Raw genomic sequence first — 23,447 nt, 5'->3', positions numbered from 1 at the left:
ACACGTTATGACTCAAGCTATCTTAGAATTAAACGGCATTGAGAAAGCCTTCCCCGGTGTAAAAGCACTGGACGGCGCTTGTCTTAATGTCTATCCCGGCAAAGTCATGGCTCTTATGGGCGAAAATGGCGCGGGTAAATCGACCTTAATGAAATCATTAACGGGTATCTACGCAATGGATACAGGTGAAATCCGTTACGAAGGAAAAGCAGTTAACTTTAATGGTCCTAAGCATTCTCAAGAATCTGGTATCAGTATTATCCACCAAGAACTGAACCTTATTCCTGAACTGACGATTGCTGAGAACATCTTTTTAGGCCGTGAGAAAACCAATGCATTTGGTGGTATCAAATGGGCTGAAATGTACAGTGATGCCGATGCCCTACTTAAACGTCTAAATGTAAAGCACCACTCACGTCAACTATTAGGTGAACTGAGTTTAGGTGAACAACAAATGGTTGAGATTGCAAAGGCTCTGTCGTTCAAATCTAAAGTTATCATTATGGATGAGCCGACAGATGCACTAACAGACACTGAAACTGAATCTCTATTTAAAGTGATTAATGAGCTTCGTGATGAAGGTTGCGGCATTGTTTATATCTCACACCGTCTAAAAGAGATCTTCGAGATCTGTGATGATATTACCGTGCTTCGTGATGGTAAATTCATTGGCGAAAGAGTCGTTGCCGAGATTGATGAAGACATCCTAATTGAAATGATGGTAGGCCGTCGTTTGGATGAGCAATACCCTCGAATTGATGTTCAACACGGTGAAAAATCTCTAGAGCTTATCGATGTATCTGGTCCTGGTGTTCATAATGTTAGCTTCTCATTAGATCGCGGAGAAATCCTTGGGATCTCAGGTTTAATGGGCGCAGGTCGTACTGAATTGATGAAAATCATCTACGGCGCAGAGCCAATGACATGCGGCGTTATCAAACTGAACAACAAGATGATTAACCCAATCTCACCTCGTGATGGATTGGCAAACGGCATCGCTTATATCTCTGAAGACCGTAAAGGTGATGGACTTGTTTTAGGTCTATCAGTTAAAGAAAACATGTCTTTATGCTCACTCGATAAATTATCGAAAGGGGTTCAATTAGATCACTACGCAGAAGTCACTGCTGTCGAAGATTTCATTCGCTTATTTAATATCAAAACCCCTACTCGTGACCAAATAATTGGGAACTTGTCTGGTGGTAATCAACAAAAAGTAGCGATTGCTAAAGGCTTAATGACTCGCCCTAAAGTCTTGATTTTAGATGAGCCAACCCGTGGCGTTGATGTTGGTGCGAAAAAAGAGATCTACCAATTAATTAACCAATTTAAAGCGGAAGGCATGAGCATTATTTTAGTCTCATCAGAAATGCCTGAAGTATTAGGAATGAGTGATCGCATTTTAGTTATGCATGAAGGCCATATCAGTGGCGAATTCATGGCTAAAGATGCCGATCAAGAAAAATTATTGGCTTGTGCAGTAGGTAAAACTGTTGAGCAAAACGTCGAGGTAACAGCATGAGCACTAAATCTATGACTCCAGCAGAATCACAACAAAAGAAAGGCGGCATCTTCTCTAAAGAGTGGCTGATTGAACAAAAATCATTAATCGCGCTATTGCTTTTGATTGTCGTGGTTTCTTTTTTGAATGACAACTTTTTCACTGTCGACAATATCTTAAACATCTTACGTCAAACCTCGGTTAACGCGATCATCGCAGTAGGTATGACATTGGTTATCTTAACCGCAGGTATCGATTTAAGTGTTGGCTCTGTATTAGCCCTTTGTGGTGCTTTTGCTGCAACCATGATTGGTCTTGAAATTCCGGTAATGATTGCGGTTCCTACTGCACTACTTGCAGGTGCTGCTCTGGGCGCAATCAGCGGTATCATTATCGCTAAAGGTAAGGTTCAAGCCTTTATCGCGACGCTAGTAACAATGACGTTATTACGTGGTGTGACAATGGTTTACACCGAAGGTCGCCCTATTTCAACTGGTTTTACTGATGTAGCTGACAGCTTTGCATGGTTCGGTACAGGTTATGCACTTGGCATCCCAGTTCCAATCTGGTTGATGGTTATTGTATTTGCTTCAGTATGGTACTTACTAAACCACACACGCTTTGGTCGTTATGTTTACGCACTGGGTGGCAATGAATCGGCAACACGTTTATCTGGTATCAATGTGGATCGCGTTAAGATCGGTGTTTACGCTATCTGTGGTCTACTTGCGGCACTGGCTGGTTTAATCGTAACCTCTCGTCTTTCTTCTGCTCAGCCTACTGCTGGTATGGGTTATGAGCTAGATGCTATCGCAGCGGTAGTTCTTGGTGGTACAAGCCTAGCGGGTGGTAAAGGTCGCATTATGGGTACTCTAGTTGGTGCTCTGATTATCGGCTTCTTGAACAACGCATTAAACCTATTAGATGTTTCTTCTTACTACCAAATGATTGCCAAAGCTGTGGTTATCTTGCTGGCGGTACTAGTGGATAACAAAAACAAGTAATACCTAATAATTATATAATCAAACATATTTTAAATAACGATACCCCTATAAATTCGTTTGCTGTTTAAAACAAGAATAGGCACAACCAGACGTACCATGTTTGACTTGTGCCGCCCTACACCCTTATAAGGAATATAGAATGAAAAAGTTAGCAACCCTAATCTCTGCAGCACTACTTTCTGCCTCTTTTGCATCAACAGCTTCGGCTCAAGATACAATGGCGATGGTCGTCTCTACTTTAAACAACCCATTCTTTGTGACAATGAAAGAAGGCGCTGAAGCAAAAGCAAAAGACCTAGGCTACAAACTGATTGTTCTGGATTCTCAAAACGATCCAAGTAAAGAGCTTTCAAATGTTGAAGATCTTACGGTTCGTGGCGTAAAAGCAATTCTAATTAACCCAACAGATTCTGACGCGGTATCAAATGCGATTCGTATGGCTAACCGCTCTGGTATCCCAGTCCTAACTCTTGACCGTGGTGCAAGCCGTGGTGATGTTGTAAGTCACATTGCTTCAGATAACGTTGCTGGTGGCGAAATGGCAGGCAAATACATCATGGAAAAAGTGGGCGAAAAAGCACGCGTTATCCAACTTGAAGGTATTGCTGGTACATCGGCTGCGCGTGAACGTGGTGAAGGCTTCATGAAAACAGTAAACAGCGGTGATTTAACTCTACTTGGTAGCCAACCTGCTGATTTTGACCGTACTAAAGGTCTTAACGTAATGGAAAACATGATTGCAGCAAACCCTGATGTTCAAGCGGTATTTGCTCAAAATGATGAAATGGCGTTAGGTGCTCTACGTGCTGTTCAAGCATCAGGAAAAGACGTGTTAATCGTAGGTTTTGATGGTACTGAAGATGGTATTGCAGCGGTTAACCGTGGCCTACTTGGTGCAACTATCGCACAACAACCTGACCTAATCGGTGCACTTGGTGTTGAAACGGCGGTTAAAGTACTTAAAGGTGAAACAGTAGAGAAATACATCCCTGTTGACCTGAAAGTTATCGCAAAAAAATAAGATAGCTTAATAAATAAAACTGGGGCATTGGTACGCTCACAACTAAATTGTACCGATGCTCCACTCTTCTCAAAGAATAAGACACTGCTAAAACGTATCGTTAAATGAAGTTATATAACTAAACCTGTTAGACAACCATTTACCCATATGTTTTAAGACCATATTCCGGTCACAGATAAGAAACAAAGGCACATTATGAATAAATTAGTTGTTTTAGGTAGCGTAAACGCAGATCACGTTCTTCAAGTTGCTTCTTTCCCTCGCCCGGGAGAGACGTTACACGGTCACAGCTATTCTGTTATTCCTGGCGGTAAAGGCGCAAACCAAGCGGTTGCTGCAGCACGTTTAGGAGCTGATATTGCTTTCATTGCAAGTGTAGGTGATGACAGTTTTGGTCACCAAATGATTGAAGCGTTTAAATTCGATGGCATTAATACTGAAGGTGTGATGATTGAAGAAAACACCCCAACAGGTATCGCGATGATCCAAGTGGCAGCAACAGGTGAAAACAGTATCTGTATTTCTGCTGAAGCGAACGCACGACTAACGGCAGATCGTATCGCTCCTCACCACGGATTAATCGAAGCAGCTGATACCCTATTAATGCAGCTTGAAACACCGATTGAAACCATAGAAAAAGCAGCACAAATTGCAAAAGCAGCAGGCACAAAGGTTGTATTAAACCCTGCCCCTGCTCACCAATTAAGTGATGACTTATTACAACTTGTTGATATGATTACGCCTAATGAAACAGAAGCTGAATTATTAACAGGTATTGAAGTGACAGATATGGCAAGTGCTCAACAGGCTGCCGACGCGCTTCATGCTAAAGGCATTGAAACGGTGATGATCACTCTTGGTAGCAAAGGGGTATGGATCAGCCAAGATGGTAAAGGCCGCCAAGTTGAAGGCTTTAGAGTTCAAGCAACCGACACAACAGGTGCTGGCGATACTTTTAATGGCGCGTTTTTAACAGGATTACAATCTGGTCGCAAATTAGATGATGCCATTAAATTCGCTCATGCTGCCGCCGCTATTTCAGTTACACGAATGGGTGCTCAAACGTCTATCCCTTCTATTACGGAAGTCGAACGTTTTCTATTAGAGCATCATTAAAGGTCACATTGAACACGACCTGTCTCTATTTTCGTGCCTTTATTTATTTTAAGTAAAGGCATCACAAGGATTGAATTTATGGCAACAATCAAAGATGTAGCCAAGCATGCAGGAGTTTCAACTTCTACCGTCAGTCATGTATTAAACAAAACACGTTTTGTCAGTGAAGACATCTCAGAGCGTGTTGCGCTTGCTGTTACAGAGCTAAACTATGCACCATCAGCACTCGCTCGCAGCTTAAAAGTCAATCATACAAAAACCTTTGGAATGCTCGTTACTACCTCTACCAACCCTTTCTTTGGTGAAGTCGTAAAAGGCGTAGAACGACGTTGCTATGAAATGGGTTACAACCTTATTTTATGCAATACCGAAGGCGATGCAAAACGTGTTCATTCAAGTTTAGATACCCTACTGCAAAAGCGTGTTGATGGTTTATTGTTGATGTGTACTGAGATTGAAAACCAAGTACTTGAACTATTCTCTCGTTATCAAGCCGTTCCAACCGTTGTTATGGATTGGGGCTTAATTGATTTCCCAAGTGATAAGATCCAAGATAACTCGCATCATGGTGGTTACTTAGCAACAAAACATTTGATTGAACAAGGCCACAAAGAAATTGGTTGCTTAACGGGCCCATTAAACAAACTGCAAGCGCAGCAACGTTTAAGCGGATTTGTGCAAGCAATGGAAGAGTCTGGATTAGAGATCAACAAACAATGGATCGCTTCAGGTGACTTTGAGTGTGAAGGTGGTGAAAGCGCATTTAATGAACTTCATGCAAGAGGAAAACTACCAACCGCATTATTTGTTTGTAATGACATGATGGCAATGGGAATGATCAACTGTGCGAGTAAAAAAGGCATTTCTGTTCCCAATGATATTTCTATTGTTGGTTACGATGACATTAAAATGGCAAAATACATCACACCATCATTAACGACAATTCATCAACCAAAACATCGCTTAGGTCAACAAGCCGTTGATTCTCTACTAGAAAAAATCGCAACAAAATCAGAAACCAACCGAGTGTTTCAATTAGAACCAACACTTATGATCCGCGATAGCGTTAAAGCTTTATAAGTTCCCTATTTTATAGATACATTATATATCCCGTAAAAATAGAGCACCTTTCCCCCGAAGTGCTCTATTAATACCCTTCTCGCACTGCAATATATCTCGCAAATTTAGGGATCCCACTGTCAGTAAATCCATTGTAACGATAAGTCACTTGTGCCCCTAATGCTGGTGGATTCTCTCTTACAGCAAGACTTAAACCGCTGCCAATTTTAAATTCTTTTCCATTAGGCATTCTTAATATTAATGCCCCAACCATGCCTTGAAATTTTCCTTTTCCATCGGTATAACCAACAATAATGGCTTCATCATCTTGGTGTTTCTTTACTTTAATCAAATCATCACTGCGTCCCGGGCGATACTCCTCCGCAATTTTTCTTAACATCAGTCCTTCACCATTCTGGCTTGAAATATCTTCTAGCGCTTTTAAAAGGGCTTCTTCAGTACTGATAGGATAATGTTCAACCAATTTTAAATGTGGTTGGTTTAACTGATTAACAATCGCTTCTAATTCATAGTAGCGCTTTGAAAACATGCCCGTCGATTGTGGTAAATCAAACATCATAAAACGAATATCAGCCCATTGTTTATCGTCTGGCTGGCTATCTAGAACTGTTCTTGCTACGTGTTGAAAGCCTCCTCGACCAGCCCATAGCTCACCATCAATCGCATGTTTTGGTAGTGATTCAATAAACCAATCAGGTGCCACAATAGTATGCCCCTTACGAGTAAGTAACTCAGTTCCCGTCCAATAAGCTCTTATTCCATCTAATTTTTCACTTGCCCAATACGCATCAATGTCGAGCCCTTTTTCGTAGCTGTTCGCCAAAGAAACTGCAATAGACGCTGTATTTGGCTCATCATGTGAAAAAACAGGAGTTGATATTAATCCTATGGAAATCAAAACAGAAAGAGTGGTCTTCTTCATTAAAGCGCGCCTATAAATAGTGATATTTTTTATAATTACATGTCAATCGGAGTTTCATTAGCTCTTTTTATCATAAATTCATACAGTTTCGACTCATATCCACAATCAATGTAAGCGTTAAAATTAATAATTTTCAATTTTGTCTTATACCATAGAAACCTGTCTAAATACCCACTATTACTGATCTTGTTATTTAATTGACCTCTGCCAAATTTACACCTCTTCAAGCCGATTTAGATCCCACTCTTAATGTAAAGGTAATGAATATGACATATCAATGTGAGAGCTTTAATCGATAGTTTTTATAAATAAACTTTTAATTCATATAACAACGACTATGGAAAGCAGTGAAATGAAAACAACTCAGTTAAAAACCTCTCTTGCTATGGCTATTGGTTTAGCGCTCTCTGGTAATGCTTATGCAGAAATTATTATTTCTCAGTACGTTGAAGGCGGAAGCTACAATAAATCGTTAGAAATCAGTAATACGGGAGATAACCCAGTCTCTCTTTCTGGCTATGTTCTTAAATCTAAGTACAACGGATTAAATGAATGGAAAAATGATCTCGATCTATCCGCAATAACACTGAACGCAAAAAGTGTTTATGTAATTTCAAATAGCCGAGCTTCTGATGAGATAAAAGCCGTAACCGACAGTATGGAAAGCATCGTCAACCATAATGGCGATGAAACATACATGCTATTTAAAGACGGTGCAGAGCATGACCGAATTGGTATTGATGATGACGTTGATTGGGGCAAAGACAAAAGTTTTGTACGTGCCGTTCAAACGCCAAGTACAACATTTGATGCCAACATGTGGCTTGAAAAGCCAAAAGACAATATTGATGGTTTAGGCTCATACCAAGAAGGTGTAACACCACCACCACCGTTTTCTTGTGAAACAGATTCTGGTAATACACCAGCCTTTACTGAAATCAACGCAATTCAAGGAACGAGCGATAAATCACCACTAATCACAAGTGGCTTCATTTCTGATGATGACTATTTTGTGCAAGGTATTGTCACAGCTCGTGGTGAAAGCTTATTAAAAGGTTTTTATCTACAAGGCTTAAATGATGATCATGATTCAAATAGCTCTGAAGGTATTTTTGTCAGTACTGGTAGTGCCCCAGCACAAGATATTCAACCGGGTGCTATTGTATGTGTGAAAGCAAAAGTACAAGAGTATTATAACCAAACACAATTAAAGCCTGACACCAATAACTATATTGTTCAAAGGACTGAATCCCCTGCACAAGTGAATGAATTAGTCATTAATGAAGGTGAAACACTTGCAGATGCATTAGAGCGCCACGAAGGGATGAAAGTAAAACTGACATCTCATTCAGATCTACGTATCACCCGTAATTTCAGTTTTGATTATGGGAGCAAGCGCAACAACATGGTACTTTCCCATGGTGAGCCTTTATTTAAGCCTACCCAACTGTTTGCAGCAGAAAGCCCTGAAGCAATTCAATTAGCGAAAGATAACGTTAAACGCCAAATTACCATTGAATCAGACAATAAAGCAGCGAACGGAAAAGTCCCTTACTTCCCTGATTTTTCCTCAGATATAGATCAAGATGGCAGCGCAGATTCTTATCTTCGTTTAGGCGCTCGTATTGAAGGCTTAGAAGGTGTCATTGCTTATTCTTATGGTCAATATCGATTAGTCGCGACCAATACAATCACACAAGAAAACATCATTACTAAAGCGTTTAACGCGGATGGCGACACGCTATTCAACGTAGAACGAACTGATGAACCAAGCATTGAAGATGAAGATTTAACCATCACAAGCTTTAACGTTTTAAACTACTTTACTTCAGTCGCTACGAACGGCGATGCCAACCCAACAGGTCAAAACCGTGGCGCGGTAAATGCCGATGACTTTGCGGTGCAACAAGCAAAAATCATTGCCGCTCTAACGGCCATTGATGCAGGCATCATTGGTTTAATGGAAGTTGAAAACAACGGCTTTGGTAAAAACAGTGCTATTTATGATCTAACCAAAGCACTAAATGCCAACTTTGAAGATGAAAAAGATCATTATAAATTCGTTGAAATTGAAGCCGCTGATAAATATCAAAGTGAATATTTAGGCTCTGATGCCATTATGGTTGCCCTACTTTACCGTCCTAGCGAAGTGAAACTAGAAGGAAAAGCACGAGTAATCAAAACACCGGAACAACACGTTGCTGAGAATACCGTCACTCGTGATAACAAAGGCATCATTGAGTTTAATCCTGCATATGATAAATACCAACGTCACAGCTTAGTGCAAGAATTCATTGTTAAAGAAGCAAAAGAGCCTTTAACAGTTGTTGTTAATCACTTAAAATCGAAAGGCTCTGAGTGTATTGAGCAATGGCAGAACTTCGAAGAAGACAGTGATCCTGCCGATCTACAAGGCAACTGTAATCGCTTTAGAGTATCTGCAGCCAAAGCCATTGGTGACGAGCTAAGTACTGTTGAAGGTGATGTTCTTATATTAGGCGATATGAATGCCTACGGGATGGAAGATCCACTACTGACATTGACAGATTACAGTCCAGAAAAATATGACCGCACTATCTTCACAGCCTCTCATACTACATTGGGGAATGATGCCGAAGGTAATCCGCTTCCGTATGAAGAAACTGGCAGTCAAATTACCCAAGGTTATGGCTACCTAAACCTCAATACACTATTACACGGAACAGAGACCTTCTCTTATACCTATTCAGGTGAACTAGGAAATCTTGATCACGCATTAGCAAATGAATCACTGGCTGATCGAGTAACAGAAATTGAAGATTGGCATATCAATGCAGCAGAAAGTAACTTATTTGAATACAGCTCAAAATACACAGGTGACATGGTGAAATACAATGACATGTATTCTGCTTCGGATCATGATCCTATCGTTATCTCACTTGAGTATGAAAAAGCAGCGTCGTTCAATTTATTCGCTTTAGTTTCTTTATTCGGTTTTGGTTTCTTACGTAGAAAAACAGTTAAAAGAAGCTAATACTCAATACCATAGCAAATAAAATGGTGGCTCTGTATCTCAAATATCAAGCATACAGAGCCACCATCTTTATGTATTAAACCTTTAACTATTTAACCAGAAAGAGAAGGTTTTTCTAATTTTTCTTCATTCTCAATACCACTTTGCATTATTACCGCATCATTATTACAAAACGGAGTCATGGTAACGCTAATATCAGCCAATGAGTCTTCAGTACATACTTTCTGGCAATGCTCTTTCACCATATAAATAACGTGCGTTCTCAATACAATTATACTAATAATACCAAACACAACATTACCTAATGCCTGACCATACAATACGCCTAACCCACCAAACCATTGAGCACCAAAATACACAAATGGTAACGTACCAATGGTTGCTTTGCTCAAATTAAGAGCCGTTGAATACAGAGGTTTACCTAAATTATTAAATGAGGTGTTAGCGACAAACATCGCACCATTAAAAATAAAGGTAATTGCCACCACAGTGCAAAACGTAGCCATAATCAAGGCGGCATCACCAACCAAATTAAAGGCACTTATGATTTGATCTTGAAGCACATATAAAATTAAAGATACCCCAATACAGTAGATTGAAGAGAAGAATAGCGAGTTCCTCAATGTATCTTTCACTCTATCGATTCGCTCAGCACCGTAGTTTTGCCCAATAATAGGCCCAACCGCACCTGACATCGCAAAAATAACGGCAAAGGTCACTGGGATTAACCGTCCAATTACCGCAAAGCCGGCAACAAAATCTTCACCAAACGGCGCTAATGTTGACGTAACAATTGCATTACCAATAGGCGTTGCCGTGTTAGTCACAATGGCAGGGACCGCAATCGTAAAAATAGCCGGAGAATGATGCTTAATATCAGCCCACTTAGGCAAAGAAATCAGTTTATGTGTCACAATTAACGGGTACAGTGAAAAAGCCAATACCGTCGCTCTTGAAATAACAGAAGCAATCGCCGCCCCTTCCACATTCATATTAAACCCAAAGATGAAAATAGGATCTAAAATCGCATTAACAATGCCACCATATAACGTTGCTAGCATCGAACGCTTTGCATCCCCGACAGCCCTTAAACCGGCTCCCGCAGCCATCGCAATTGCAATCAATGGCGTGCTTGGTAAAAGAATCGAAAGGTATGCTTGTGCACGTTCAGCAACCACTCCTTTTGCGCCTATCATCGCGAGTAATTCAGGAATGAAGCAAAACATAGTGATCGTAACAATGCTATTAACAATAAATGCAATAACAAGCGTGCTTGAGGCTAGCTGTTTTGCTTTCTCATTTTCTTTTGCACCTAGAGCTTTTGATACCAAAGCCCCCATCGCAATTGAAGAACCAATAGATACAGACGTAGAAAAAAAGATAATAGTCCCAGCGAACCCAATTGCCGCCGCCAGTTCAACCTGCCCTAATAAACTAATAAAAAACATATCTAGCAAGTCAACAACAAACAGTGCCATTAAACCGATAGAGGCCGTTCCTGACATCACTAAAATATGACGCATTGTCGAGCCTTGGACAAACTTAGCCGTTTGACTGCTCATTCTTGTTCTCCTTCAATATCAAACTATACGGTGCCATCGTTCTATGCATTTCCCCAAAAAAGCTAATGAAAACTATTATCACTACAAATCAAAGGTATAAAAAAAGCCACAATATCCTGTAGCTTTTCTTTAAAGTAAACCGACCTACATACCTAGATCATCACTGATGCTATCGATTTCTTTAATGTCCATTTGCAAAAGCTGAAGCTCATCGTTGTATCCGGCTATTTTTTTCTTTGCCAATTCTTGTCGCTTACATACATCCGATTTCACATCCCAGCTCTTACCTTCAAGATAAACAGCACACTCTTTCTCTAGCTGCTTTTCATTTGCCATTGTAACTTCGATTTTAACTTCTAAATTACTCGCTTCTTCTTTTAATTGAAGCTGACGCTGAAATAATTGTTTCGCACGAGAAAGCATAGTGATCTGCAAATCAACTTGATTCGTCAATTTATCGATTTGTTTATTTTGCTCTTCAACTTGCATACCTAATGAAGCGTTCTGCGATTTTAAGGCGCCCACTTCTTTTTTTATCGATGCTTGTTTTTTTGATTCTGTCACAATAGCTTGTGCTTTTTCTTCATCAAGCGTTTTCTTTTGTTCTTCAAGTGCTTGTTGTTTTTCTTGCTCAATCAATACATCAACTTCAGTACTTTTTACATTGGCTTGCTTTAATTCTGTTTGGTATTGCTTAGTTTTTGCTTCTAACTGAGCATAAGTATCAGACCATTTATTATCTGAAACACTCGAACCGATTAATCCACCTGCAATAACACCAATAATTAGTGTCACTCCGGCAACCCAGTGACTCGTTTTTGATTTTTCTTCGATAATGATGACATCTTCATCATGCTCGTCAGTCGTTCTGGTCTGATTTTCTACACCCACGCGTTAACCCCAAACATTATAGATAGTGAATAGTATAGATTTGTTCTCTACACATTTTGTTAATTATAAGACAACTTATCGAATTAGCTCTGAAATCATGACGTACGCCACATAAACAACCACTCCAATCACCGATGTATACACCACCGATTTTTGGATCTTTTCATTTGCTCTGTACTTAAACAGTAACGCTGAAAGAGCTAACAATAAAATAATCACAGCAATTCGTAACATAGTACACCTCACTTTTTATTTATTTTAGCATACTTTAATCATGTAAATACTTGAGTTATCGTTGTTATTTTGAACAAAGAAACCGATTTCGATCAATTTTTATCTAAATTGTAAATAAAATGCATGACAAAAAAATGTGACTTGTCTAACATACCTGACTTAGCTACTTTGTAGCTTACAATTTGTTGATCCGATGAAGACTGCAGGAGAGCGGCAAGGCCATTATTTGGCAACGCCCACCGAAGAAGTAAATCTTTCAGGTGCCTAGTTCATTTTTATGAATAAGGTGAGGACTGTAGTTGGAGGAATCTCTGGAGAGAGCCGTTAAATCGGCCGCCGAAGGAGCAAGCCCTTATCTGAAAAATGATAAAGGTGAAACTCTCAGGCAAAAGGACAGAGGAGAAAGTGATCCGATTAATCTCGGCTCTATACTATTGCCTATTTTTTGGTTTTGGTACACCACTCTCTCTTCTCCTTACTATATGCTTTATTAAGGGGAAACCATGAACACCTTTCACAACACGCTTGTTACTATCGATAACTTCATCTGGGGTCCACCTCTGTTGATGCTATTAGTGGGTACAGGTATCTACTTTACGTTCCGACTTCGTATTTTCCAGTTACGTCACCTACCAACTGCGCTTAAAATGGTCTTCTCAAAAGAAGAAAATCAAAGCACAGGTAAAGGCGATGTGTCTAGTTTTGCAGCCTTATGTACTGCCCTTTCTGCCACTATTGGTACGGGTAATATCGTCGGTGTGGCAACCGCGATTAAAATGGGTGGCCCTGGTGCTCTATTTTGGATGTGGCTGGCTGCTGTATTTGGCATGGCGACAAAATACGCGGAATGTTTACTTGCAGTAAAATATAGAAAAACAGACAGTAAAGGCCAAATGGTTGGCGGCCCAATGTATTACATTGAGTACGGCATGGGTAATAAATGGCTAGCAAAGCTATTTGCATTATTCGCGTTAGGCGTTGCCTGTTTTGGTATCGGTACTTTTCCGCAAATCAATGCAATCGTTGATTCAGCTCAGTTAACAATGAATGCACCGGCTTGGCTAACAGGTGGAGTCCTAACTGTTTTAGTGGCTATTGTTACTTTAGGTGGCATCCAATCTATTGCAAAAGTAGCTGAAAAAGTCGTACCAACCATGGCTGTAGTCTATGTAGTTTCTTGTCTAACGGTTCTTATCATGCAGATAGAAGCGTTACCAGCAGCTATTCAATTGGTTATCACCTCTGCATTCACCGGTTCAGCAGCTACTGGTGGCTTTGTTGGCGCATCAATAATGCTAGCAATTCAATCGGGTGTCGCTCGTGGTGTGTTCTCAAACGAATCAGGTCTAGGTAGTGCACCTATCGCTGCTGCTGCTGCAAAAACAGATTCTTGTGTAAAACAAGGTTTAGTATCAATGACAGGTACTTTCTTTGATACCGTGATTATCTGTACCATGACAGGCTTAACCTTAATTGTTACTGGCGTTTGGCAAGGCGATGCCGCTGGTGCGTTAATGACAACACAGGCTTTTGCTTTAGGACTAGGCTCAGACCAAATTGGTCCTTACTTAGTTTCTATTGGTTTAATGTTCTTTGCTTTTACCACCATTCTAGGCTGGAACTATTATGGCGAGCGCTGTGTTACCTACCTATTCGGTAATAAAGGGGTTCTGCCGTACAAAGTCATCTTCATTGCTTTAGTGGCTTCAGGCGCTTATATGAAACTTGATACGATTTGGGTCATTGCCGATATTGTTAATGGTTTGATGGCAATACCTAATCTAATCGGTTTAATCGCATTACGTCATATCATTATTGAAGAAACTCACCTTTTCTTTAATAAACAAAGCAATAATGAAGAAGAAGCCATTTTAAACCGTGCTTAATGCTAACTAAAGATGTCTCTAGCCATTAAGCCAGAGACATCTTGATACATTTATTTAACTAGGTTAACAAACAGAACCTTGTAAATTTGATATACTCACTTAGTGCTACTTTACGAGGTGATATATGGAAATATTAACTCTGATATTTGGCTCAATATTATTGGTTATGGTAATTGGATTTTTATTCTCCTTTTTCAAAGCATTAATCATTGAGTACAAAAAACTTGATTAGATAAAAGTACAATGCAACATGATAAAAGCAGCTTTAGTGGCTGCTTTTTCATTTTTGTGACAGCCGCTTAAAAAGTTCTTCTGCCACTTTCCCTTATATTTCACTACAATAAGTAGGTTATCCGCTTAATTTCATTTCAAAGCAATAGAGGCTCTATGCGTATCTTTATTTGGTTCCTTCTTATATTTAGTTCCTTCACTTTTGCTAATGAAGCCCAAGATCTGGCTGATTTAAATAAAATCAATAATGAAGTTGTGCGATTAAAAAAAGAAGCGTCTTCATTCTCTGGAAGTGATCTTGCCGTTATTCGAGTTCAACAAGTCGATAAAAATAATCAACTTCGAGCCGTACTCGCTGATTTAATTAAGCGCCATGATGAAACCACAACCCCTCTTTTAATCAAAGAAGTCGAAGGACAAGTAATCTATGCCGAACGAGCTATCGCGTATCTTGATAAAGACATAAAAGACAAACAAGAAAAATTAGATAAAGCGGATATCGAGCACAAACTTGCTTTGCAAAACACCTTAAAAGAATCTAGAGATTACTATTACCTTTCTCTTAATGATCAATTAGAAAACTACCAATGGCTGACTACGTTAGGTCAATCAACAGACGCTCAGCTTGTTGCTTATAAACTATTTATTGATCAAAAAATCAAATTCCTTTCCGCGTCACTAAGTTTTGATACAAGCCGAGAACAACTACTGTCAGACCAACTTCAACGCTCTTCTGATTCTGAAAAGTCATCACTCACGTTAGAGCATCTCTTTTTTGAACGAAAAGTATCTAATTCAACCTATGGCTTAGCCAAACTCATTGCCATTGCCGATCAACTAAACATCAATACCACCGATTACAAACGCCAACTGTTTTCTACCACGGGGAATCTAACCGAAGATATTCTCAACTTCCCTGTTATTGCCGCCATTTTAAGTAACTGGATTTCATCTGGCAGTAACTGGCTACTTAAACACGCACCAGATCAACTCCTTAAATTCTTTGTTTTCTTCTTAATCCTATTTGCAACACGTTTATTGGCGAAGTTAACTCGTAAAGTCGTATTGAAAGCGGTGGTGCAACCTCATTTACGAATGAGTAAATTGATGCAGGACTTCTTTGTCTCTATGTCGAGTAAGTTAATTTACTTTATTGGTATTTTAATCGCCTTCTCTAAAGTTGGTTTAGATCTCGCCCCTGTACTAACTGGTTTTGGTGTTGCCGGTATTATTATTGGCTTCGCATTGCAAGATACCTTATCCAACTTTGCATCGGGCATGATGTTGCTTATCTATCGTCCATTTGATGTTGGTGATCTGGTTGAGGCAGGTGGCGTAACTGGCAAGGTAAGCTCAATGAGCTTGGTAAATACCACGATCAAAACCTTTGATAACCAAATCATTATTTTACCCAATAGTAAAATTTGGGGAGACGTAATAAAAAACGTAACGCATGAACGATTACGCCGTGTCGATATGGTATTTGGCATTGGATATGAAGACAGTATCGAAAAAGCAGAAAAGATCTTAGCTGAAATTGTCGATGCTCACCCTGCTGCATTAAAAAAACCAGAGCCAAACATTCGTGTTCACGTTCTAGGCGCTTCTTCTGTTGATTTCATCGTTCGTCCTTGGGTTAAAACCGATGATTATTGGGATGTCTATTGGGATGTCACTCGTGAAGTGAAATTGCGTTTTGATAAAGAAGGGATCTCAATTCCTTTTGCTCAACAAGATGTGCATGTTCATTTTGCTAAAAAAGAAAAAAAACCAAAGAAACCAAACCCAATAACCGAAAAAATTAGTAACGTGATTGAATCTGTCCGCAATAAAGACAGTTAACCCATCAAGTTATCAGTTTCAATAAATGAAACAAAAAGAATGCTATACCTATGATTTTAAATTTTCAGGTATAGCATTCTTATTTTTACAATCTACTTAGATACTAATAAATTCACACCCAACAAGATAAGCACGCTGCCTGTTACCCTTTCTATTCGGTGAGTCATTTTCTCGCTCGACATTAATTCCTGTGCTTTTTCAACTAACAATGCAATTCCACCTTGCCAAAACATAGCAACGATAAAATGCACACTTGCCATCAACAATGATTGAATAAAAGCATTATATTCAGGGTTAATAAATTGCGGCAATAAAGCCAAATAAAATACGGCTGTTTTAGGGTTTAAAATATTCGATAAAAAACCTTCTTTAAAAGACAAGGTTAACGATTCTTTCTTTTCTTTTATCGCTTTTACTTTCGTTGTTTGTTTACGTTGCTTAAACGTACTTCTAATTGATTGAATGCCTAACCAAATCAAGTACGCAGCCCCTATCGTTTTTATAACGGTAAATAACTCCGCAGAGCTTACTAACAATACCGATAAACCAATCGCCGACATAGTCGCATGAACAAATAAACCACAACAAATCCCCAAACTGCAGGTAATACCATCTTTCCAACCACCACGGGTCGTATTGCGGATCACCAAAGCTGTATCCAATCCTGGCGTCATTGTTAATAGTACAATGGCAATAAAAAATGCCCAAAAATCTAGAATCACGTGAATATCCATTTAATTGTGAGTTTCATTAATATATCTCGTTTTCTTTTAATTACTACTTAATTTCAATCAACTTATAAAATCGAACATTTACTCTATTCATTTTTCGAGATTTAATCTATTTACCGTATTTATATAAATTAACCCAAATATCAAACCATTTGACCTTAATACGAAAGTTATTAAGAACAAAGCCCGATAAAGTACGCGCATCAATCGGGGAGAGAAAATTAATGAATCACGTAACATTTGAATATCAAGTAATGGGTTTTGGCAACTGGATTTCAGCAACCGTATCAGCAGATATTGCAAATACATTAGCCGAAGAGTATCGATCTTATGGCTGGCCAGTAAAAATCAGCTAAGCACCTAATTTAAAATAAATTTCTTACCTCGCTCGCTGCAGGGTATTTTTTATCTGCACTTTGAGAAAAATATTCACCATGAATTTTACTGAACCTTTATGTCTTAAAAACTGCGTTATAAATACATGAAGCATTCCTTTCTAAGTAAAACCGATCAACAATGAAAACACGAATAAAAAATAATAATGAAGGAATATCCATGAGTCATTATCAAAAATTGGTTGAACATAGTTTAAAAATTTCTCGATTCGAGCATTTAGGTTCGATTTGTGGATGGGACCAAACAGCAGTAATGCCGTCTGGCGGTAACGAAGCTCGCTCAGAAGCAATGGCTGAACTGTCTGTTCATTTACATCAACTAGGCAATGCACCACAACTGGCCGAATGGTTTGATAAAGCAGAATCAGAGTCTCTATCTGATAACGAACAAGCTAGCCTTCGTGAAATGAAATTAAAATGGCAACAATCCACAGCCCTTCCTGAAGCCTTGGTTCAAGCACAATCTTTAGCGGGTTCTAAATGTGAACACGCATGGCGAACTCAACGTGGAGAAAACGATTGGGAAGGATTTAGTAAAAATTTTGCAGAAGTTGTCGCCCTTTCTCAAGAAGAAGCGCAGATACGAGCAAATATCTCAGGATTAACGCCTTACGACGCCATGCTTGATTTATATGAACCAGGCACAACAACGGCAAAACTTGATGTGGTATTTAACGATGTAAAAACGTGGCTTCCTACTCTTATTCAAAACATACAAGAGAAACAATCTACTGAGTCCATCTACTTACCTGATGGCCACTACCCGACAGAGCAACAACGCCAACTTAGCGTAGATGTGATGAAGTTTTTAAACTTCGATTTTAATCATGGTCGTCTTGATGTAAGCATGCACCCTTTCTGTGGCGGCGTTCCTACTGATGTTCGTATTACCACTCGTTATGATGAAAACGATTTTGTGCAATCATTAATGGGTACAGTACATGAAACAGGCCACGCACGTTATGAGCAAGGGTTACCAAAAGAATTTGCAGGCCTTGCTGTTGGTCAAGCTCGCTCAATGGGTATTCATGAGTCTCAAAGCTTATTTTTTGAGATGCAATTAGGCCGCAGTGCTAAGTTTATTTCTCAACTGTCTCCATTAGTGCAAAAGAACTTTGTGAATGCTGATCAAAAAATCTTTAAGACAGATAATCTGCAAAAAATCTACACACGCGTAAACCCTGATTTTATCCGTGTAGATGCCGATGAAGCGACATACCCTGCTCACGTTATTTTACGTTATGAAATTGAGCGTGATTTAATGAACGGTAAAATTGGCTATAAAGATATCCCTGAATTATGGGATGCCAAAATGCAGCAGTACCTAGGTTTAACCACCAAAGGCAATTACAAAAACGGTTGCATGCAAGACATTCACTGGACAGATGGTAGTTTTGGTTACTTCCCAAGCTACACACTAGGCGCAATGTATGCTGCACAATTTATGGCTGCGATAAAGCAAACCGTAGATGTAGAAAAAGCCACATTAAGCGGTGATTTAAGCCTTATTTTCACTTGGCTGTCAGACAATATCTGGAGCAAAGCATCATTATTCTCAACTGATGATTTAGTGAAGCAAGCAACGGGTGATGTGCTGAATGCAAGCTTCTTTAAGGCGCACTTAGAGAAGCGTTATTTGGGATAAGAGCGAAAAATTAATTAGCTACTTTACTCTAAGTAATGAAGAAATAGATGTAGTTCTGCTGCATCCATTTTTTGTATTTGATTTTTGGGCATCCCTTTATCCCCGATAAGGGATTAGTCCTGATTTATCCCTTATCGGGGATATACATAATATGATGGGATGTATGATGATTTATAATCCAAAGCAATTAACTAACCATTTAAAGCTTATTAGAACCAAACACAACCCGACCCAAACAGAGCTTGCTAAAAAAGTTAGAATAAAACAATCCACGCTATCTAGCTTTGAGAATCACCCTGAAACGACTCAATTACAGATACTCTTTAAGATCCTTCATACATTAGAAGTTCATTGCATTATTCAAGAGCAAGTCCCAACAAATCACGAAGACAATCTAGACAATGAGGCATGGTAATGGCTGTATTAACTTCATACATGAATGGTGAGCGTGTTGGAGAATTTACTAAACTAAAAACGGTGCGCATCAATTTCAATTCGATGCTGATATAAATGTTGAACATAAAGATCATCGAGCTCTTTCCGAAGTCTCTAGTGACGAACCTCAAACTATAACTCATATATCACTTTATATATTAAATGGTGTTCTATACTTATTTGAAATTATTAACTATTTCAATACAATCAAATAAGAAGCGATTAAAAATTACACACATTGGACAAGGGATTACCATGCATAAATTACTACTTGCGACGACAATTGCCTCGCTCTCCACAGCGGCAACAGCATCCGTTGAAACCAAAGATTGGCACGAGTTTGCATCTAAAGACGCACAAAAATATGTCGCCGACAACATCGTACTCGACTTTTACGCTTCTCCAAGCGGTACTGGTTTCACCAAAGACTCAGAAGTGGCGAACTATATTGATTTAGCCCATGAACGTGGAATCACTGGTGCATCGGTTACTCTCGGCGCACCACATACGCCTAATCTAGTTGCCTTTAAATCTGAGTACGGAAAATGGACAAAAGCCTCCTCTTCGGCGAAAACACCAATTCGTTACGTTAAGACTGTTGATGATTTTCAAAAAGCGCATGACAATGGTGAATACGCCATTATGTGGGCAAGCCAAACCACAATGCCATTAGAGGGTGACGCAGCAAATGTAGCGGTTATGGCTGAGTATGGTGTCAAAACTATGCAGCTCACCTACAACGAAACAGAGCTTACCGGTTCTGGTGTCATCTCGATGATCAATGGTGATACCAGTGGTTTGACTGACTTTGGTAAAGAGGTACTTGATGAGATGGTTGAACACGGTATTACCGTCGACCTCTCTCATACTTCTCATTACACAACGCAAGGCATTACTAACTACATGCAAAAGCACCATAAAGGTGTGCCTGTCATCTACTCACACTCTCCTATTGCCTCGACTTATGGCTGTGAACCGCATGAAACTCTGTCTGAAACAGAAAAACGCATGGCGAAGAAGAACCTGAAAAAAGGTGACCCAGACTTTCGCCTAGCCGCTTGTTACCGTCTTCTTTCTGACGAACAAGCGAAAACTGTTGCTGACATGGGTGGTGTTATCGCTGTGACCGCAACCGAATGGATGATGGATGGTGTGTGGCCTGAAGACATTACACCTAAGCAATTTGCCAAAATGATTGATGGCGCTGTAAAAGTCGCCGGTATTGATCATGTAGGTATCGCAACCGATGATATGATGACAACAGCGAAAGTCGTGCCTTTCACCATTGCCAATCCAGATAAGTATGCAGATAACGGCTACATGGTTAATGCCTTTAACAAAGGTTCTACGGGCTGTGCCGAGCTGTCAAAACACATCGCAGGTGTCGTCGATAGCTTATGGGCAATGGGTTATTCAAATGCTGATCTCGCTAAGCTATTCGGTGGTAACCTATTACGAGTTTATGAGGAAACATGGAAATAAAATTTAACTCATCTTTTTCATAGCATAGACCTAACGCTCACAACCTAACATTGTGAGCGTTTTGTACGCTAAATAGTCACAGCTACCACAAACTTTGAGACAGGAGAGTGTGAATTGATCCCTTTGATCCATAAATACGCAGTCATCACTTTTATTGAGTTTCTCAAGAGTGAAGTAAAAGATGTCTGGCCATTAGTGAAAAGCGCCAACGTTCCTATTTATTTGGACACAAGCTCTGCTCAACTCACTTCATTTTCTGCCTTCTCAAAGTTACTTGAACAAGCGCATGATAAGTTACCCTCTGAAAAATTTATCGCACTGATGCAACACTCAGCAGAAAGATTCATTGAGCAAATTCTACCTACCAACAACCAAAAAAAGCCATTATTACAGCAAGTTGTAGAACTTATACCTGTCAATTCAATTACCTTAAATAAAAGCGGCAACTCGTACTCTGTAGAGCTTGAGGCTCCGCACCAAAGCCAGCCTCTATTTTTGTCTGAGCTCTACTTGTTAGTCATCACCCACAGTTACTATAAAAGGATAGACACCCAGTTAGACGCACCGATTAAATATTACTTAAAGCACCCCCACGCCTCTGATCTTGAGCAACTCAACATCGACAGCCGAACGCCGCAGTTCTTAGGTCAACACTACACGGCTCTTTTCTACAATCAGACTGCTAAACGTGAATTAAACCTCAGTAGCACTTACCCCGTGACATTTCATAGTAAACAGCGCGATTATTCAGACCAGATCTCTGCTGTACTTGAAGGCTATATCGGACGAGAAGACCTCTCTATAGAGCAGCTAAGCCAGATCATAGGAATGAATGAACGCACTATTCAAAGGCGCTTAAAGAGCGAAGGGTGTACATTTCGAAAAATCAAAGAGTCATTAAACATCGCTTTTGCAAAACGAGTCTTAGTTGAGCGCAACGCATCCATATCTGATGTGGCAGAGCACCTTGGCTATTCTGATGCTTCTCAGTTTATTCGAGCCTTTAGAAGATCTGAGAACACAACGCCACTGCAATGGCTTAAACAGACTTAACAACCTTAGCAATTCATCGCACCTACTCACATTGTCGCAAACTGCACATTTTTGGCATTTCAAATCGATATATTTGCACTCGTAAACTAATTCGAGGATAAACAGATGAAAAAACTTCTAATCGCAACGTTAATCTCCGCAACAACCTTTAGTGCACACGCATCAATTGAAACCAACGATTGGCACCAATTCGCATCCAAAGAAGCTCAGCAATACGTCGCTGACAATATTGTGCTCGACTTCTATGCTTCGCCAAGCGGTACAGGATTTAGCAAAGATTTAGAAGTGGCAAACTACATTGATTTAGCTTATGAACGTGGCATTACTGGCGCTTCTATTACCCTTGGTGCACCGCACACGCCAAACCTACTTGCCTTTAAATCAGAGCATGGGAAATGGACCAAAGCCTCCTCTGCGGCAAACACACCAATTCGTTACGTAAAAACCGTTGATGACTTTCAAAAAGCGCATGACAACGGTGAATACGCCATTATGTGGGCAAATCAAACGACCATGCCATTAGAGGGCAACGCAGCAAATGTAGCGGTTATGGCTGAGTATGGCGTCAAAACCATGCAACTCACATACAATGAAACCGAATTAACCGGCTCTGGCGTGATTTCAATGATCAACGGAGATACCAGTGGTTTGACTGAGTTTGGTAAAGAAGTACTTGATGAGATGGTTAAGCATGGTATTACCGTTGATCTTTCTCATACTTCTCACTACACAACCAAAGATATTACAGACTACATGCAAAAGCATCACAAAGGTGTGCCTGTCATCTATTCTCACTCACCTATCGCCTCTACTTATGGTTGTGAGCCACATGAAACGCTGACGGAAACAGAAAAGCGCATGGCACAGAAGAACCTGAAAAAAGATGACCCCGATTTTCGTCTAGCTGCGTGTTATCGTCTGATTTCGGATGAGCAAGCAAAAACCGTCGCAGATATGGGCGGAGTGATCGCGGTGACCGCAACCGAGTGGATGATGGACGGTGTTTGGCCTGAAGATATTACGCCTAAACAATTTGCCGAAATGATTGATGGTGCTGTACAAGTGGCGGGCATTGATCATGTGGGTATCGCAACCGATGATATGATGACAACAGCTAAAGTCGTGCCTTTCACCATTGCCAACCCAGATAAGTATGCGGATAACGGCTACATGGTTAATGCTTTTAATAAAGGTTCTACTGGCTGTGCCGAGCTATCAAAACACATAGCAGGAGTGGTAGATAGCTTGTGGGAAATGGGTTACTCAAATGATGATTTAGCTAAGCTATTCGGCGGCAACTTAATGCGAGTTTATGAGCAAACATGGAAATAAAACAGGACTAATTCCAGGCCATACAGATAACGCTCACAGCTATAATGATGTGAGCGTTTTATTATTCAACC

At 39.9% G+C, this 23,447-nt stretch carries 19 protein-coding genes and 1 riboswitch; of the genes, 14 read left to right on the top strand and 5 right to left on the bottom strand.

Features of this window, described 5'->3' with window-relative positions; all coding sequences use genetic code 11:
- Positions 1-7: 7 nt before the first annotated feature.
- The 5 genes from rbsA to BTO23_RS04240 all read left to right on the top strand — a co-directional run bounded on the left by rbsA (position 8) and on the right by BTO23_RS04240 (position 5,722).
- Positions 8-1,522 carry a ribose ABC transporter ATP-binding protein RbsA gene (rbsA, locus tag BTO23_RS04260; RefSeq protein ID WP_105063028.1) on the top strand — a complete coding sequence of 505 codons (1,515 nt, stop codon included), beginning with the start codon at positions 8-10 and terminating at the stop codon, positions 1,520-1,522.
- A complete protein-coding gene (rbsC, locus tag BTO23_RS04255; RefSeq protein WP_060991147.1) occupies positions 1,519-2,505 on the top strand; it encodes a ribose ABC transporter permease in 987 nt (328 codons plus the stop codon). The genes rbsA and rbsC overlap by 4 nt, the downstream gene beginning before the upstream one ends.
- Positions 2,506-2,644: 139 nt before the next feature.
- The gene (rbsB, locus tag BTO23_RS04250; RefSeq protein ID WP_061002537.1) at positions 2,645-3,526 is read left to right on the top strand and encodes a ribose ABC transporter substrate-binding protein RbsB; all 882 of its coding nucleotides are present in this window, start codon (positions 2,645-2,647) and stop codon (positions 3,524-3,526) included.
- A gap of 195 nt (positions 3,527-3,721) precedes the next feature.
- On the top strand, positions 3,722-4,642 hold the full coding sequence (gene rbsK, locus BTO23_RS04245) for a ribokinase (protein ID WP_105063027.1): 921 nt from the start codon (positions 3,722-3,724) through the stop codon (positions 4,640-4,642).
- Between the two features lie 78 nt (positions 4,643-4,720).
- Positions 4,721-5,722 carry a substrate-binding domain-containing protein gene (locus tag BTO23_RS04240; RefSeq protein ID WP_060991150.1) on the top strand — a complete coding sequence of 334 codons (1,002 nt, stop codon included), beginning with the start codon at positions 4,721-4,723 and terminating at the stop codon, positions 5,720-5,722.
- Positions 5,723-5,789: 67 nt separating this feature from the next.
- On the opposite strand, the gene BTO23_RS04235 is transcribed toward BTO23_RS04240, so the two are convergent.
- The gene (locus BTO23_RS04235) at positions 5,790-6,644 is read right to left on the bottom strand and encodes a DNA ligase (protein ID WP_060991151.1); all 855 of its coding nucleotides are present in this window, start codon (positions 6,642-6,644) and stop codon (positions 5,790-5,792) included.
- A gap of 352 nt (positions 6,645-6,996) precedes the next feature.
- On the opposite strand from BTO23_RS04235, the gene BTO23_RS04230 reads away from it, so the two are divergent.
- Positions 6,997-9,657, top strand: a complete 2,661-nt coding sequence (locus BTO23_RS04230) for an ExeM/NucH family extracellular endonuclease (RefSeq protein WP_170066692.1) — start codon at positions 6,997-6,999, stop codon at positions 9,655-9,657.
- Between the two features lie 92 nt (positions 9,658-9,749).
- Here BTO23_RS04230 and BTO23_RS04225 read toward each other — a convergent pair whose 3' ends face one another.
- The 3 genes from BTO23_RS04225 to BTO23_RS04215 all read right to left on the bottom strand — a co-directional run bounded on the left by BTO23_RS04225 (position 9,750) and on the right by BTO23_RS04215 (position 12,344).
- Positions 9,750-11,219 (bottom strand): MATE family efflux transporter, encoded by a 1,470-nt coding sequence (locus BTO23_RS04225; RefSeq protein WP_105063025.1) that lies wholly within the window; start codon positions 11,217-11,219, stop codon positions 9,750-9,752.
- A 144-nt stretch (positions 11,220-11,363) separates the two neighbouring features.
- The gene (locus BTO23_RS04220) at positions 11,364-12,110 is read right to left on the bottom strand and encodes a hypothetical protein (protein ID WP_060991154.1); all 747 of its coding nucleotides are present in this window, start codon (positions 12,108-12,110) and stop codon (positions 11,364-11,366) included.
- Between the two features lie 75 nt (positions 12,111-12,185).
- Positions 12,186-12,344 carry a hypothetical protein gene (locus BTO23_RS04215; protein WP_105063024.1) on the bottom strand — a complete coding sequence of 53 codons (159 nt, stop codon included), beginning with the start codon at positions 12,342-12,344 and terminating at the stop codon, positions 12,186-12,188.
- Between the two features lie 301 nt (positions 12,345-12,645).
- Positions 12,646-12,751: riboswitch (glycine riboswitch) on the top strand.
- Between the two features lie 96 nt (positions 12,752-12,847).
- Between BTO23_RS04215 and BTO23_RS04210 the strand changes: the two genes are divergently transcribed.
- Positions 12,848-14,230: an alanine/glycine:cation symporter family protein gene (locus tag BTO23_RS04210; protein WP_105063023.1), complete on the top strand. Its 1,383-nt coding sequence runs from the start codon at positions 12,848-12,850 to the stop codon at positions 14,228-14,230.
- Between the two features lie 387 nt (positions 14,231-14,617).
- Positions 14,618-16,303 (top strand): mechanosensitive ion channel family protein, encoded by a 1,686-nt coding sequence (locus tag BTO23_RS04205; RefSeq protein ID WP_105063022.1) that lies wholly within the window; start codon positions 14,618-14,620, stop codon positions 16,301-16,303.
- A 92-nt stretch (positions 16,304-16,395) separates the two neighbouring features.
- On the opposite strand, the gene BTO23_RS04200 is transcribed toward BTO23_RS04205, so the two are convergent.
- Entirely contained in the window at positions 16,396-17,037 is a 642-nt protein-coding gene (locus BTO23_RS04200; RefSeq protein ID WP_061011359.1) for a LysE family translocator, read from the bottom strand.
- A 221-nt stretch (positions 17,038-17,258) separates the two neighbouring features.
- Between BTO23_RS04200 and BTO23_RS21575 the strand changes: the two genes are divergently transcribed.
- From BTO23_RS21575 to BTO23_RS04170, 6 genes are all read left to right on the top strand, one after another.
- Complete coding sequence (locus BTO23_RS21575) at positions 17,259-17,390, top strand: hypothetical protein (protein ID WP_105063021.1); 132 nt, start codon at positions 17,259-17,261, stop codon at positions 17,388-17,390.
- A 199-nt stretch (positions 17,391-17,589) separates the two neighbouring features.
- A complete protein-coding gene (locus BTO23_RS04190) occupies positions 17,590-19,074 on the top strand; it encodes a carboxypeptidase M32 (protein WP_105063020.1) in 1,485 nt (494 codons plus the stop codon).
- Positions 19,075-19,237: 163 nt separating this feature from the next.
- On the top strand, positions 19,238-19,489 hold the full coding sequence (gene hipB / locus BTO23_RS04185) for a type II toxin-antitoxin system antitoxin HipB (RefSeq protein WP_245922074.1): 252 nt from the start codon (positions 19,238-19,240) through the stop codon (positions 19,487-19,489).
- A 275-nt stretch (positions 19,490-19,764) separates the two neighbouring features.
- Positions 19,765-20,991 carry a dipeptidase gene (locus BTO23_RS04180; RefSeq protein WP_105063018.1) on the top strand — a complete coding sequence of 409 codons (1,227 nt, stop codon included), beginning with the start codon at positions 19,765-19,767 and terminating at the stop codon, positions 20,989-20,991.
- Between the two features lie 114 nt (positions 20,992-21,105).
- A complete protein-coding gene (locus tag BTO23_RS04175) occupies positions 21,106-22,044 on the top strand; it encodes a helix-turn-helix transcriptional regulator (RefSeq protein WP_105063017.1) in 939 nt (312 codons plus the stop codon).
- A 105-nt stretch (positions 22,045-22,149) separates the two neighbouring features.
- Positions 22,150-23,376 carry a dipeptidase gene (locus tag BTO23_RS04170; RefSeq protein ID WP_061028775.1) on the top strand — a complete coding sequence of 409 codons (1,227 nt, stop codon included), beginning with the start codon at positions 22,150-22,152 and terminating at the stop codon, positions 23,374-23,376.
- The last annotated feature ends 71 nt before the right edge of the window (positions 23,377-23,447 follow it).

This window comes from Aliivibrio sifiae, from assembly GCF_002954715.1.
Lineage (GTDB): Bacteria > Pseudomonadota > Gammaproteobacteria > Enterobacterales > Vibrionaceae > Aliivibrio > Aliivibrio sifiae.
The sequence above is the reverse complement of the archived record's forward strand: the minus strand, read 5'-3'. Positions and strand labels throughout refer to the sequence as shown.

Excerpts from the sequence above, each read along its gene's own strand:
- BTO23_RS04170 (WP_061028775.1), top strand. The coding sequence starts at position 22,150 with ATGAAAAAACTTCTAATCGCAACGTTAATCTCCGCAACAACCTTTAGT.
- BTO23_RS21575 (WP_105063021.1), top strand. The coding sequence starts at position 17,259 with ATGAATCACGTAACATTTGAATATCAAGTAATGGGTTTTGGCAACTGG.
- BTO23_RS04210 (WP_105063023.1), top strand. The coding sequence starts at position 12,848 with ATGAACACCTTTCACAACACGCTTGTTACTATCGATAACTTCATCTGG.
- BTO23_RS04205 (WP_105063022.1), top strand. The coding sequence starts at position 14,618 with ATGCGTATCTTTATTTGGTTCCTTCTTATATTTAGTTCCTTCACTTTT.
- BTO23_RS04240 (WP_060991150.1), top strand. The coding sequence starts at position 4,721 with ATGGCAACAATCAAAGATGTAGCCAAGCATGCAGGAGTTTCAACTTCT.
- hipB (WP_245922074.1), top strand. The coding sequence starts at position 19,238 with ATGATGATTTATAATCCAAAGCAATTAACTAACCATTTAAAGCTTATT.
- rbsB (WP_061002537.1), top strand. The coding sequence starts at position 2,645 with ATGAAAAAGTTAGCAACCCTAATCTCTGCAGCACTACTTTCTGCCTCT.
- BTO23_RS04190 (WP_105063020.1), top strand. The coding sequence starts at position 17,590 with ATGAGTCATTATCAAAAATTGGTTGAACATAGTTTAAAAATTTCTCGA.
- rbsA (WP_105063028.1), top strand. The coding sequence starts at position 8 with ATGACTCAAGCTATCTTAGAATTAAACGGCATTGAGAAAGCCTTCCCC.
- BTO23_RS04180 (WP_105063018.1), top strand. The coding sequence starts at position 19,765 with ATGCATAAATTACTACTTGCGACGACAATTGCCTCGCTCTCCACAGCG.
- BTO23_RS04225 (WP_105063025.1), bottom strand. The coding sequence starts at position 11,219 with ATGAGCAGTCAAACGGCTAAGTTTGTCCAAGGCTCGACAATGCGTCAT.
- BTO23_RS04230 (WP_170066692.1), top strand. The coding sequence starts at position 6,997 with ATGAAAACAACTCAGTTAAAAACCTCTCTTGCTATGGCTATTGGTTTA.
- rbsK (WP_105063027.1), top strand. The coding sequence starts at position 3,722 with ATGAATAAATTAGTTGTTTTAGGTAGCGTAAACGCAGATCACGTTCTT.
- BTO23_RS04215 (WP_105063024.1), bottom strand. The coding sequence starts at position 12,344 with ATGTTACGAATTGCTGTGATTATTTTATTGTTAGCTCTTTCAGCGTTA.
- BTO23_RS04235 (WP_060991151.1), bottom strand. The coding sequence starts at position 6,644 with ATGAAGAAGACCACTCTTTCTGTTTTGATTTCCATAGGATTAATATCA.
- BTO23_RS04200 (WP_061011359.1), bottom strand. The coding sequence starts at position 17,037 with ATGGATATTCACGTGATTCTAGATTTTTGGGCATTTTTTATTGCCATT.
- rbsC (WP_060991147.1), top strand. The coding sequence starts at position 1,519 with ATGAGCACTAAATCTATGACTCCAGCAGAATCACAACAAAAGAAAGGC.